This is a genomic window from Gramella sp. MT6 (assembly GCF_019357415.1).
In the GTDB taxonomy this organism is placed as follows: domain Bacteria; phylum Bacteroidota; class Bacteroidia; order Flavobacteriales; family Flavobacteriaceae; genus Christiangramia.
Map to the genome: position 1 here is coordinate 1,464,512 of NZ_CP048410.1, position 14,400 is coordinate 1,478,911.

6 protein-coding genes are annotated in these 14,400 nt (G+C 39.4%); all 6 read left to right on the forward strand.

All coding sequences use genetic code 11. The features are described from left to right. The first annotated feature begins 204 nt into the window (after positions 1–204). The 6 genes from G3I01_RS06650 to G3I01_RS06675 all read left to right on the forward strand — a co-directional run bounded on the left by G3I01_RS06650 (position 205) and on the right by G3I01_RS06675 (position 14,399). A complete protein-coding gene (locus tag G3I01_RS06650; protein ID WP_219552189.1) occupies positions 205–8,565 on the forward strand; it encodes an Ig-like domain-containing protein in 8,361 nt (2,786 codons plus the stop codon). Further along, a complete protein-coding gene (locus G3I01_RS06655; RefSeq protein WP_219552190.1) occupies positions 8,562–8,708 on the forward strand; it encodes an Ig-like domain-containing protein in 147 nt (48 codons plus the stop codon). Before G3I01_RS06650 ends, G3I01_RS06655 begins: the two co-directional genes overlap by 4 nt. Beyond that, the gene (locus G3I01_RS06660) at positions 8,705–11,116 is read left to right on the forward strand and encodes an Ig-like domain-containing protein (protein WP_219552191.1); all 2,412 of its coding nucleotides are present in this window, start codon (positions 8,705–8,707) and stop codon (positions 11,114–11,116) included. The genes G3I01_RS06655 and G3I01_RS06660 overlap by 4 nt, the downstream gene beginning before the upstream one ends. A 202-nt stretch (positions 11,117–11,318) precedes the next feature. Next, entirely contained in the window at positions 11,319–12,182 is an 864-nt protein-coding gene (locus G3I01_RS06665; RefSeq protein WP_219552192.1) for a glycosyltransferase family 2 protein, read from the forward strand. A 51-nt stretch (positions 12,183–12,233) separates the two neighbouring features. Continuing rightward, on the forward strand, positions 12,234–13,595 hold the full coding sequence (locus G3I01_RS06670; RefSeq protein WP_257710813.1) for an exopolysaccharide biosynthesis polyprenyl glycosylphosphotransferase: 1,362 nt from the start codon (positions 12,234–12,236) through the stop codon (positions 13,593–13,595). Positions 13,596–13,628: 33 nt separating this feature from the next. Continuing rightward, positions 13,629–14,399 carry a polysaccharide biosynthesis/export family protein gene (locus G3I01_RS06675; protein WP_219552194.1) on the forward strand — a complete coding sequence of 257 codons (771 nt, stop codon included), beginning with the start codon at positions 13,629–13,631 and terminating at the stop codon, positions 14,397–14,399. The last annotated feature ends 1 nt before the right edge of the window (position 14,400 follow it).

The window sequence follows — 14,400 nt, forward strand, 5'->3', positions numbered from 1 at the left end:
CTCTACTTATCCTGGTTAGCGCCCTAATCAGTGCTGTTTAAATCTCATTTGACAGTTATTCCCTGCAAATTCTAGATTTCTTTCTAGACATACAATCCGAAAATCGAAAGAGTAGATGCTTCTAAATCTTCTCAAGAATAAATTTTTAAAATAGATTCAGTTACTATGGAAAAGTTCTATTTAACAGTCCAATCCGGAAAAAGAATGTTATTCAAATTTCTGGTTTTATTATTTTTTCCAATCTCTTTTTCAGCATCAACTATAAATATTAATGTTGAAGGTCCTGGTGGTCCTATTTTGGTTTTAACTTCAGCTACGAATCCCTTCAGTAGTTATACCTCAGAAATATTACTGGCAGAAGGATTTAATGAATATGCAACATCAGATGTTTCATTAATATCTGGTGAAGTTTTAAGTAATTATGATGTCATTATTGTAGGAGAAATTCCTCTTAGCACAACCCAAGTTTCATTGCTTGGTAATTGGGTGGAAGCTGGAGGAACTTTAATTGTCTTTAAACCAGATTCAAACCTTGCACCATTATTAGGAATACAGAAGTTAAGTGGCACACTGGCAGATAGCTATTTATTAATTAATACTGCCACAGGTCCCGGGAATGGTTTGGTAGATGAGACGATTCAGTTTCATAGTGAGGCAGGGTTATATGATTTGAATGGAGCCACTAGTCTTGCTACATTATATTCATCTGCCACCACTTCAACTTCTTATCCAGCGGTAACCACTTATAGCGTAGGAGAAAATGGTGGTGTTGCAGTCGCTTTCGCTTATGATCTGTCCCGTTCAGTAGTTTATACTCGTCAGGGTAACCCTACCTGGAATGCCCAGGAAAGGGACGGGGCCAGACCTATTAGATCTAATGATCTCTTTTATCCAGATTGGGTAAATTTATCGAAAGTTGAAATTCCGCAGGCTGATGAGCAACAACGATTATTAGCTAACATCATAGTTCAAAATAGCAATAAACCAATGCCCCGTTTCTGGTATTTGCCTAGGGGGCTAAAGGCTGCCGTTGTAATGACCGGAGATGACCATGCCAGTGGAGGGACCATCGCGCGGTTTAATCAATATTTACAATTGAGCACAGATAATAGTCCAGAGGCAGTAGCCGACTGGCGTACCATACGAGGTAGTTCCTATATATACCCTAACACTCCGATCACCGAACAACAAGCGAAAAATTTTGAAGATCAGGGCTTTGAAATTGCATTACATCTTAATACTAATTGTAACAATTATACTGCACAATCTATAGAAGGTAATCTGGTGACTCAATTATCCCAATTCAGGTCATTCTTTCCTAGTCTTGCTGAGCCAGAGACTAACCGTACACATTGTATAGCATTTAGTGATTGGGCTTCACAGCCAATTGCAGAAACTAATAATGGAATTCGTTTGGATGCAAACTATTATTACTGGCCAGAATTCTGGGTACAGGATCGTCCTGGTTTATTTACCGGTTCTGGTTTTGCTATGCGTTTTGCAGATTTGGATGGAACAATTATAGATACTTATCAGCTCGCTACACAAATGACTGATGAATCAGGGCAAAATTATCCATTTACAATAGATAGATTGCTGGATAATGCGCTGGGGAGTAAAGGATATTATGGAGTGTTTTGTGCGAATATGCACACAGATGAAACTTATTCACCTGGATCTGATGCTATAATAGCCTCGGCTTCATCAAGAAATGTCCCGGTGATTTCTGCCAAGCAATTATTAACCTGGTTAGATGGCCGAAATGGATCATTCTTTGAGAATCTGATCTGGGACGGCAGTGCCCTCAGTTTCAATATGGGGATAGGGAATGGAGCATTGAATCTTGAAGCTATGCTGCCTTTAGTTTCAGGGACAAAGCGCATGGTTGGCCTAAACTTGGATAATGTACCAGTGAACTATAGAACTGAAAGAATAAAAGGAATAGACTATGCCATTTTTCAGGCGCAGTCTGGTAATTTTATTGCTACCTACGAAATTAATGAACCGCCAGTTGTCTCAATTGATTCGCCCGTTAACAATGCGACATTTTTAGCTTTTGAAGACATTGAAATTAGCGCACAAGCTTCAGATCCCGATGGTAATGTTGTTAAAGTAGAATTCTTTGAGGGAAATACTAAAATTGGAGAAGATATAGATAGCAGTAACGGCTGGTCATTTTCATGGCTTCAGGTTGAAGATGGTACATATTCTATAACGGCCAAGGCAACCGATGATAAAGGTTCCATTACTTTTTCAGAAGTAGTTTCTATTACTGTAGAGATAGATCCTTCAAATTTTAATTGTCCATGCACAGTATTTGAAAATCTTGTTTTCCCAAATAGCCTTTTAAATGAAGGAGCAGGAATTCAATTGGGAATGAAGTTTTCATCAGAAATTGATGGATATATAAACGGAGTTCGGTTTTATAAGCAAAACGGACATACCGGAACCCATATTGGCCAACTATATGATAGCTCCGGGAATCTTTTGGCAGAAGCAACTTTTACTAACGAATCAAATTCTGGATGGCAGGAAGTTTTATTCTCTAATTCGGTTCAAATAACCCAAAATACTACTTATATAGTTTCTTACCATAGTAGTGAAGGATATTACTCCGTTTCTGATTCTTATTTTGTTCAGGCAGAAGAAAACCGTCCATTAAAGGCTCTTGCCAATGGAGAAAATGGACCTAATGGAGTTTATATATTGAGCAATACGCCGGCTTTTCCAACAGATAGCTTTGAGGCTTCAAATTATTGGGTAGACGCAATATTTAATACTGAACCTATGTCATTAAATATACCTCCAGTAGTAAATATTACTAATCCTACCCAGGGAGCTAATTTTACCGAACCGGCAGATATAGAAATTACCGCCTTGGCTTCTGATGATGATGGTCAGGTAGTTAAAGTAGAGTTTTTCAACGGAACCACTAAACTTGGAGAAGATTTAGACCCTCTTGAAGACTGGAGTTACTCATGGAGTGATGTGCCTTCTGGAAACTATACGATTAGAGCTGTAGCTACAGATGACCAGGGAAGGACAGCCGAATCTAGTATAAGTATCAGTGTAACCACAATTCCTGTTAGTCAGAATTCTATAGTTGTAGAAAATTCACTGCCAGGGAATCCGCCCAGTGAATGGGACATAGATGGAGCAGGTGATCTATCTATTCAGGGTTTTGCTACAGATATTAGTTATAATATAGGTGAGACCGCTAGATTTAAAATAGATACAGACGCTAATAATTATAGTGTAAAGATTTACAGACTTGGTTATTACCAGGGCAATGGAGCCAGGTATCAGGGAGATGCCACTATAACAGCTAATTTACCTCAAAATCAACCTAATTGTATATCAGATAGTCAGACTGGTCTTTTGGATTGTGGTAACTGGGGAGAATCTGCAATTTGGGATATCCCGGCAACTGCTACTTCAGGAATTTATATAGCTAAATTAACCCGTGGAAATGGAGGTTCAAGTCATATTTTATTTGTGGTTAGAGATGATTCCAGCAATTCAGATCTATTTTTTCAGACCTCAGATGCAACCTGGCAGGCATATAATATCTATGGTGGTCGAAGCCTTTATACCGGTTCTGGGGGTAAAGCAACCAAGGTTAGTTATAATAGACCATTCCTAACCCGTGATGGAGGTGGTGGAGGTGGTGCAGAAGAAGACTGGATCTTCAATGCGGAATATCCAATGTTACGGTGGTTAGAAAGAAATGGATTTGATGTAACCTATACCACGAATGTGGATAGTGACCGAAGGGGAGAGCTCATTAAGAATCATAGGGTTTTTCTTTCTGTTGGTCATGATGAATACTGGTCTGGTCCTCATAGAAACTATGTGGAATCTGCAAGGGACCAGGGTACAAGTCTGGCTTTTTTTAGCGGTAACGAAGTGTACTGGAAAACACGCTGGGAAAACAGTATTGATGGCAATGGAAATTCACATCGCACCCTAGTATGTTATAAAGAAGGTTCAGGAGGTGAGAATACTTGCGGTGGAAAATGTGATCCAACAAATGACTGGACAGGCCTCTGGAGAGATGGTTGTAATTATGTGACCGGAGATCCCGATCTGGATGGTTGTCGCCCTGAAAATACCTTAACCGGACAAATAAGCTGGGAAGAATCTGATGCTTCCATTACGGTACCATCATCATTTAAAGATCTAAGGTTCTGGAGAAATACAAGTGTAGCAGAATTAAATGAAGGCCAAAATGCGTCATTTACCTATGCCACAATTGGATATGAGTGGAATTCAGAACAGGATAGTTATAGTTCATTCTATCCTGATGGTAGAATTTTAATGTCCAGAACTGTGGTTGATGGTGCAGTTCATAATATTTCACTGTATAAGCATAATAGTGGAGCCTTTGTATTTGGAGCAGGTACTGTGCAATGGTCCTGGGGTCTGGATAGCAATCATGACAGAGGAGACGATGCGCCAAGTCCTGATATGCAACAGGCCACAATTAATTTATTGGCAGATATGGGCGCTCAACCGGCAAGTATACAACCCGGTATGATTAGGGCAACACCATCAACAGATATAGAAGCACCTCTACTTACATATACTTCACCGGCGGAAGAAACTGTTGTGCCTGTGAATACTGAATTATTGATTACCGGTTCTACTGAAGAACAAAATGTAATTGTAGCAGTTGAGGTTTCTACAGATGGAGGAATAACTTGGGAAAATGCTGAAGGAAAGCAGGATTGGTCTTATGCCTGGACACCATCAGTTACTGGGCCAGCTTCCATACAAGTCCGCTCGTATGATGATTCCGGAAATTTGAGTGCACCCGAAATTTTAAATTTAACTGTTTCCGATGAATTAAATAATCTAGTTCCGGAGGTTGAAATTACTGGACCTTTAAATAATTCTCAATTTATAAGCCCTGCAGAAATTGATATTACGGCAACAGCATCAGATTCAGATGGTACTATAACTAAAGTAGAATTTTTCAGTAATAACATAAAAATAGGGGAAGACCTTATCAGTCCGTATAGTTTTAACTGGTCTAATGTAGGAACAGGGAACTATGTTTTAACAGCAAGAGCGATTGATAATACCGGTGCATTTGCCATATCTACGGAAATAGCTGTTTCAGTTATTTTAGATTCAAATAATCCAAATTGTCCCTGTACTGTATTTTCAAATTCAGATGCACCCTCATCAGGTATAAAGAATGATGGTAATGCTATACAACTAGGGATGAAATTTCGTACCACGGTAGATGGAATAGTGACCGGGGTCAGATTTTATAAACAGAACGGCGATCCTGGTACACATATAGGTCAGCTATTTGATCCTTCAGGTACAATTCTGGCACAGACTGTTTTTGAAAATGAAACAGGATCGGGTTGGCAACAGGCAAACTTTTCTAACCCGGTTGAGGTCGTTGCAGGAAATACCTATATTATTTCTTATCACAGTAGTGATGGTTATTATTCTTCTGATGATCGGGGTCTTGAGAATGAAATATCTAATGGGCCAGTAATTGGAATAGCAAATGGTGAAAACGGACCAAATGGTGTTTACAGATATTCACCAAATCCAACCTTCCCGAATTTAAGTTATCAGGCAAGTAATTATTGGGTTGATGTAGTCTTTGAAACTATAGGCAATCCTAACAGTTTACCAACCGTTTCTATTAGCTCCCCCATAGAAAATGATTCTTTTATCGCTCCTGCAGATATATTAATAACAGCAGAAGCTTCAGACTCGGACGGCACGGTCACTTCTGTAGAATTTTTTCAAGGGACAGTTTCAGTTGGGTTAGATAATGATAACAGTGACGGATGGAGTTTTAACTGGCTTGGAGCATTACCTGGAAATTATGAATTATCTGCTATTGCAACAGATGATCTCAATGGCACCACAGTTTCTGAAATAGTAAATATCACTGTTGCTGAACCATTAAATACTCCACCAACAGCAGTGATCACTGCGCCATTGAATAATGAGATCTTTACTTCTCCTGCGGATATCATCCTTGCGGCCGATGCTACAGATGCTGATGGCAGTGTCACCAGCGTAGAATTTTTCGAGGGAAGCAATTCTTTAGGAACCGATTCAGATGGTAGCGATGGTTGGAGTGTGACCTGGAATGGAGTGACTGCTGGTAGCTATGCCCTGACTGCGGTAGCTACTGATAATGGTTTGGAAACCACTACTTCAGAAATTATCAATATCACAGTAGAATCACCGAATGTATTACCAACCGTAGCGATCACTTCGCCATTGAATAATGAGACCTTTACTGCTCCTGCAGATATCATCATTACGGCCGATGCTACAGATGCTGATGGTAGTGTTAGCAGCGTCGAATTCTTCGAGGGAAGTAATTCTTTAGGAACTGATTTGGACGGTAGTGATGGTTGGAGTGTGAACTGGAATGGAGTAACTGCGGGTAGTTATGCCTTGACTGCAGTGGCTACTGATGATGCTCTGGAAACTACAACTTCGGAAATTATCAATATCACGGTCGAAGATCCAAACCAATTACCAACTGTAGCCATTACTTCACCGTTGAACAACGAGATCTTTACTTCTCAGGCGGATATTATTATCACGGCCGATGCAACAGATGCTGATGGCAGTGTCACCAGCGTAGAATTTTTCGAGGGAAGCAATTCTTTAGGAACCGATTCAGATGGTAGCGATGGTTGGAGTGTGACCTGGAATGGAGTGACTGCTGGTAGCTATGCCCTGACTGCGGTAGCTACTGATAATGCTTTGGGAACTTCTACTTCAGAAATTATCAATATTAGTGTAGAATCACCGAATGTATTACCAACCGTAGCAATCACCGCCCCATTGAACAATGAGATCTTTACTTCTCCTGCAGATGTAATTATCACCGCGGATGCAACAGATGCTGATGGCAATTTAACCAGTGTCGAATTCTTCGAAGGAAGTAATTCTTTAGGAACTGACTTAGACGGCAGCGATGGCTGGAGTGTGAACTGGAATGGAGTGACTGCAGGTAGTTATGCCTTGACTGCAGTGGCTACCGACAATGACCTGGAAACTACAACTTCAGAAATTATTAATATCACAGTAGAAGATCCAAACCAATTACCAACTGTAGCCATTAGTTCACCGTTGAACAACGAGATCTTTACTTCTCAGGCGGATATTATTATCACGGTCGATGCGACAGATGCTGATGGCAGTGTCACCAGTGTCGAATTCTTCGAAGGAAGTAATTCTTTAGGAACTGACTTAGACGGCAGCGATGGCTGGAGTGTGAACTGGAATGGAGTGACTGCAGGTAGTTATGCCTTGACTGCAGTGGCTACCGACAATGACCTGGAAACTACAACTTCAGAAATTATTAATATCACAGTAGAAGATCCAAACCAATTACCAACTGTAGCCATTAGTTCACCGTTGAACAACGAGATCTTTACTTCTCAGGCGGATATTATTATCACGGTCGATGCGACAGATGCTGATGGCAGTGTCACCAGTGTCGAATTCTTCGAAGGAAGTAATTCTTTAGGAACTGATTCAGATGGTAGCGATGGTTGGAGTGTGACCTGGATTGGAGTGAGCTCGGGTAGTTATGCTTTGACTGCGGTAGCTACCGACAATGCTCTGGAAAGTACTACTTCAGAAATTATCAATATTAGTGTAGAATCACCGAATGTATTACCAACCGTAGCAATCACCGCGCCATTGAATAACGAGATCTTTACTGCTCCTGCAGATATCATTATCACGGCGGCTGCTACAGATGCTGATGGCACTGTCACCAGCGTAGAATTCTTCGAGGGAAGCAATTCGTTAGGAACTGATTCCGACGGCAGCGATGGTTGGAGTTTGACCTGGAATGGAGTAACTGCGGGCAGTTATGCCTTATCTGTGGTGGCTACCGACAATGACCTGGAAACTACTACTTCGGAAATTATCAATATCACGGTGGAAGATCCAAACCAATTGCCGAATGTTGCGATCTCCTCACCATTGAATAATGAGATATTTACTGCTCCTGCAGATATTATCCTTACGGCGGCTGCTACAGATGCTGATGGCAGTGTCACCAGCGTAGAATTTTTCGAGGGAAGCAATTCTTTAGGAACCGATTCAGATGGTAGCGATGGTTGGAGTGTGACCTGGAATGGAGTGACTGCTGGTAGCTATGCCCTGACTGCGGTAGCTACTGATAATGCTTTGGGAACTTCTACTTCAGAAATTATTAATATTAGTGTAGAATCACCGAATGTATTACCAACCGTAGCAATCACCGCCCCATTGAACAATGAGATCTTTACTTCTCCTGCAGATGTAATTATCACCGCGGATGCAACAGATGCTGATGGCAATTTAACCAGTGTCGAATTCTTCGAAGGAAGTAATTCTTTAGGAACTGACTTAGACGGCAGCGATGGCTGGAGTGTGAACTGGAATGGAGTGACTGCAGGTAGTTATGCCTTGACTGCAGTGGCTACCGACAATGACCTGGAAACTACAACTTCAGAAATTATTAATATTAGTGTAGAATCACCGAATGTATTACCAACAGTAGTGATCACCGCGCGCCGTTGAACAACGAGATCTTTACTGCTCCTGCAGAAATCATTATCACGGCCGATGCTACAGATGCTGATGGTAGTGTCAACAGCGTCGAATTTTTCGAGGAAGTAATTCGCTGGGAACTGATTCGGACGGTAGCGATGGTTGGAGTGTGAGCTGGAATGGAGTGACCGCAGGCAGTTATGCCCTGACTGCAGTAGCTACCGATGATGCTCTGGAAACTACTACTTCGGAAATTATCAATATCACGGTGGAATCACCTAATTTGTTACCAACCGTAGCGATCACTGCCCCATTGAATAACGAGATCTTTACTTCTCCGGTGGATATTATTATCACCGCGGATGCTACAGATGCTGATGGCACTGTTAACAGCGTCGAATTCTTCGAGGGAAGTAATTCGTTAGGAACCGATTCAGATGGCAGCGATGGTTGGAGTGTGACCTGGAATGGAGTAACTGAGGGTAGTTATGCCCTGACAGCAGTGGCTACCGACAATGACCTTGAAACTAATACTTCAGAAATTATCAATATCACGGTCGAAGATCCGAACCAATTACCAAACGTAGCCATTACTTCACCGTTGAACAACGAGATCTTTACTGCTCCTGCAGATATCATCATTACAGCCGATGCTTCAGATGCCGATGGTAGTGTTAGCAGCGTCGAATTTTTTGAGGGTACAAATTCTCTCGGAATCGACAGCGACGGCAGTGATGGTTGGAGTCTGACATGGAATGGCGTGACTGTGGGCAATTATGCCTTGACTGCGGTAGCTACCGATGATACTCTGGAAGCTACAACTTCAGAAATTATCAATATCACAGTCGAAGATCCAAACCAATTACCAACCGTAGCGATCACTTCGCCATTGAATAATGAGACCTTTACTGCTCCTGCAGATATCATAATTACGGCCGGTGCGACAGATGCTGATGGTAGTGTCACTAGCGTAGAATTCTTCGAAGGAAGTAATTCGCTGGGAACTGATTCGGACGGTAGCGATGGTTGGAGTGTGAGCTGGAATGGCGTGACCGCAGGTAGTTATGCATTGACTGCGGTAGCTACTGATAATGATGCCGGATCTGGAACTTCGAATGTTATTACCATAAATGTACAGTTACTGCTGCCTTCTATTACTAATTTTATTCCATCATCCGGTCCAGTTGGAAGTATTGTTCTATTGAATGGATTGAATCTTGGAGGCGTAACAGAGGTTTCATTTGGACCCTCAGTTGCTGAAATCATTTCAGTTTCCAATACACAAATGGAGGTAAGAGTACCCCCGCAAAATGGTAAATTACCTAAATCGGTCAAAATTTCTGTAGTATCACCTTCAGGTCAGTTTACTTCCACTGATAAATTTACCGTTACCGAGGGAACTGTTCCAGCTAATAATAGTCCGGTAGTAAGTTTTATTACTCCGGCAAATAATACTGGATTTGTCGCACCTGCGACAGTAGATATGCTGGTTAATGCCTCAGATTCAGATGGGTTTGTCACTAAAGTTGAATTTTTCAATGGGAATACTAAATTAGGCGAGGATCTAACGAGCCCTTATGAGCTTAGTTGGACAAATGTTCCTACTGGAAGTTATTCACTAAGAGCAGTGGCTACAGACGATAAGGGTGCTACAGGCTCATCGGGAACAGTTAATATTCTGGTTTCTGAGCCTGGCGGAAATGAATCTCCAGTAGTTTCTATTACATCACCTTCGAATAATTCCAGTTTTACAGCATTAGCTAATATTAATATTACTGCTAATGCTTCAGATCCAGATGGTAGTATTGCTCAGGTAGAATTTTTCAATGGCTCAACCAGCTTAGGGATAGATTCAACCAGCCCGTATTCTATTTCATGGAATAATGTTACGGCGGGCACTTATTTATTAACGGCCATAGCAACAGATAATCTTGGTTTGGTAACAACTTCCAATGTAATCACCATTAATGTTACCCCTTCTCAAAATCTAAATGCACCCTCTAGTTTATCTGCTCAGTGGATTTCTAACAGTGAAGTTTACCTCCTATGGAAAGATAATGATCTTACAGAGGATGGATTTATCTTGGAACGATCAACAAAACCAGATTTTTCTGGTCGAATTGATTATATAAGCCTTCCTGCCAATACAATTTCTTATACAGATAGAAATCTTAATAATAAAAAGGGAGGTGGGATTTTATATTATCGCATAAAAGCGGTAAAAGGGAATTTGTCGTCAGTATATTCGAATACCGCCCAGGCAGCACCTTTATCTGGAGCACTTAACGCTTCATCTCAAGAAACCCAGGAGTCAGCAATCAATGAGGAATTTGTGGTTTATCCTAATCCAACTTCCGGTGGTGCTACGGTAAAGTTTATTCTAGACAGGAATAGAGATTATACATTGAATTTGTTCAACTCGATGGGAACCTACCTAATGCTAATAGCAGAAGGTAAGGCCACAGCAGGACTGGAATATACTTTTGATTTGTCTGTAAATCAATATCCAGACGGATTGTATTTTGTTATTCTGAAAACAAAAGATAGTTCTCAAAGTTTTAGTTTAATTATTAAACGGTAACCTAGAAATTGATCACACCTCAAATCAGAATTCTGACTTCTTGAAATGTAGCGTTTTTTAATAGCTGCTTATTTCAAATTTAATTCCCTACCACCAAGCTCCCCGATAGAAAACGAAAGATACAGATTGTATCTAAGCATATTCAGGTGGATTCATCAGCGGCTGGATATTTGAATTTATAAATTTTTAAAAAGGGAAAATCATGAAAGTTTCAATTATTACAGTTGTGTTTAATAATGCGGATACTATTACAGAATGTATTAGGTCTGTTTTAGATCAAACTTATAGAAATATTGAACTAATAATCATTGACGGTGGAAGTACCGACGGTACTCAACTTAAAATTGAATCCTTCAAGGATGAAATAGCATATTATATTTCTGAAAAAGATTCAGGCATATTTGATGCGTATAATAAAGGAATAAAGAAAGCAACCGGAGAGATCGTTGGCATCCTGAATTCAGATGATTTTCTATATGAGCCAGAAACGATAGATAAGATTGTAAAAGCTTTTGAAGACTCAAAGGCAGATCTGGTGTATGGTAATGGAATGTTCGTAAGTCAAAATGATACGAGTAGAATAAAAAGGATCTATTCTTCCAAATCCTTTAAAAGGAATTATCTGAATTTTGGTTGGATACCCTTGCATCCAACAATTTACGTTAAGAAGGAAGTGTATGATAAATATGGCCTTTACAGCTTAAACTATTCAATAGCCAGTGATTATGATATTTCCCTACGCTGGTTCCAGAATGAAAAGATCAGCAAACATTTTTTAAATGACTGGATCGTAAAAATGAGGCTTGGAGGCAAGAGTACTTGTATTAAACTTCAACGTAGAAAATCATCTGAAGATATGAAAGTCATCAGAGATCATAAATTGATGGGACCGTTAACCCTGGTTTTTAAAATTGGGCGGAAAATTCCTCAATACGTTTATCCACAGTTAATTCGTCCTCATATTAATTCAAATAAAAATGTAAAAAAGGTTAGAAAAACTGAACCCTACAGAAGCCTTTCATTTCTTAGAAACCTGTTTACATCTAAAGAATCTGTAAGTAATTAGATGTATAGCTAACCATAGTTCTTATTTCAGAAATATTTAAAGAGGGTTAAAATGTCAGTGTCAAAAGGTATTAAGGGAGCAGACCTAATCATTCCAATTTCATTCGGGATACATTTGTTGATCCTGAATGTGACCTTGTATTATCTGACTCCTGCAACTTATTTAAACATTTTTTCCATTTTCTTTTATAATATGTCATGGCTAATAATTGCTACAATCCTAAGTTTTTATTCGCTGGAAAGGAAAGAGAGGTTTATTACTCGCTTCCATAAATTCGTAATGCATTATTTTATTTTCACACTGGCATATTTTGCTGCATTCTCTTTCACAAAGACAAATTTTAATATAACGCAGCAAATTTTAGTGCTAAGCGTGATATTTTTATTGCTAGCGGGTTATCGCTGGATATTCTTTTACATTAGAAAATGGTATCGAATCAAAGGTGGGAACTATGTAAATGTGGTAATAATTGGTTACGGCAATAACATTATTAAGATAAGGAAGATTTTCAACCGGCCAGATTATGGATATCGCTATCTGGGGTATTTTAATAATGAATGTGTGGCTATTAAAGATTATCTGGGAAGGCTTGACGAATGTTATAACTACATCCTGGATAATAGAGTAGATGAGATTTATTGTATGGTCTCAGAATTATCAAGAGATGAGCTAAAACAGCTTATACTCTTCGCAGATAATAACTTTAAAAGATTAAAATTAATACCAGATAATAAAGGGATTTTTTCAAGGGCAATGAACGCCGAATTATTTGAAACTATTCCAGTCCTGAATTTAAGAAACTCCCCTTTAGAACTGAATTATGCAAAACACGGAAAAAGGATCTTTGATATTTTCTTTTCATTATTTGTGATTGTATTTATGCTTTCCTGGCTCACACCACTATTGTATCTGGTCATGAGAATTGAGTCTAAAGGGCCAGTTTTTTTCAGGCAGTTAAGACATGGATATAATAAGCAATCCTTTTGGTGTTACAAGTACAGGTCCATGCATATTAACAAGGAAGCTAATAGCAAAATGTGCGTTAAAAATGACTGCAGAGTTACCAAAATTGGCAAATTCTTGCGAAAAACAAGTCTGGATGAATTACCTCAGTTTATCAATGTTCTGAAAGGTGAAATGAGTGTTGTTGGTCCCCGGCCTCATATGGAAGCCCATACCTTAGAATATTCCAGGTCTGTAAATCAATACCTGGTAAGACATTATGCGAAACCGGGAATTACGGGTTTAGCTCAAATTAAAGGTTATAGAGGAGAAGTCGTAAAAAAGTCGGATATTATAAATCGAACCAGGCTGGATATTTTTTATCTGGAGAAGTGGTGCCCCATTTTAGACTTTAAAATAATTTATTACACGATATACAACTGCCTTAAAGGAGAAGAAAAGGCTTTTTAAGGTAAATATTATTATTAATTAAAGAATAAAATTATGACAACCTCCCGACTTCTTAGTGTTCTCTTACTAGTATTTTTATCAATTCCGTTATTCACCTCCTGTGTTTCTAGAGGAGAAATAGTTTATTTTCAGAATGAAGAAAATTCTATAAACTACGAGATAGATAACAACTTAAGAATTAGACCAAATGATCAGCTAACCATAAGGGTTTCTACTCCAGAGGCTGAGGCTTCTCTTCCTTTTAATCTTACCAAAGCCGGTATCTCACAGGAAAATAATTCTGGTAATGTAGAATTGGAAACTTATATGGTGGATGCAGATGGCACTATTGAATTTCCCGTTCTGGGAACAGTAGAAGTTGAAGGGCTGAGTACGTTTGAGTTGGCGAGGAAAATTAAGGAGGAGATTTCTATATATGTGAAGGATGCTATTGTAAACGTTCGGGTTCTTAATTTTAAGATAAGCGTTCTGGGAGAAGTGAAAAATCCGGGAACGTTTATAATCCAGGATGATAATATTAGCCTGACGCAGGCACTTGGTCTCGCCGGTGATCTTACAATTTTCGGAAAAAGAGAAAATGTAATGATTATAAGGGAAGTTGACGGGGTGAAAACCAAAACCTATCTTGATATTACAGATTTTAATTCGGTAAACTCGCCTTATTTTAATCTTAGGCAAAATGACGTTGTATACGTAGAGCCAAAAGGAACCAAAAGGCAATCTGCGAGTGTTTTAAATAATGCCGGAAGTTATATCGCCATTATGTCTTTCCTAATCTCCACCATTATTTTGGTAACCAATTGAA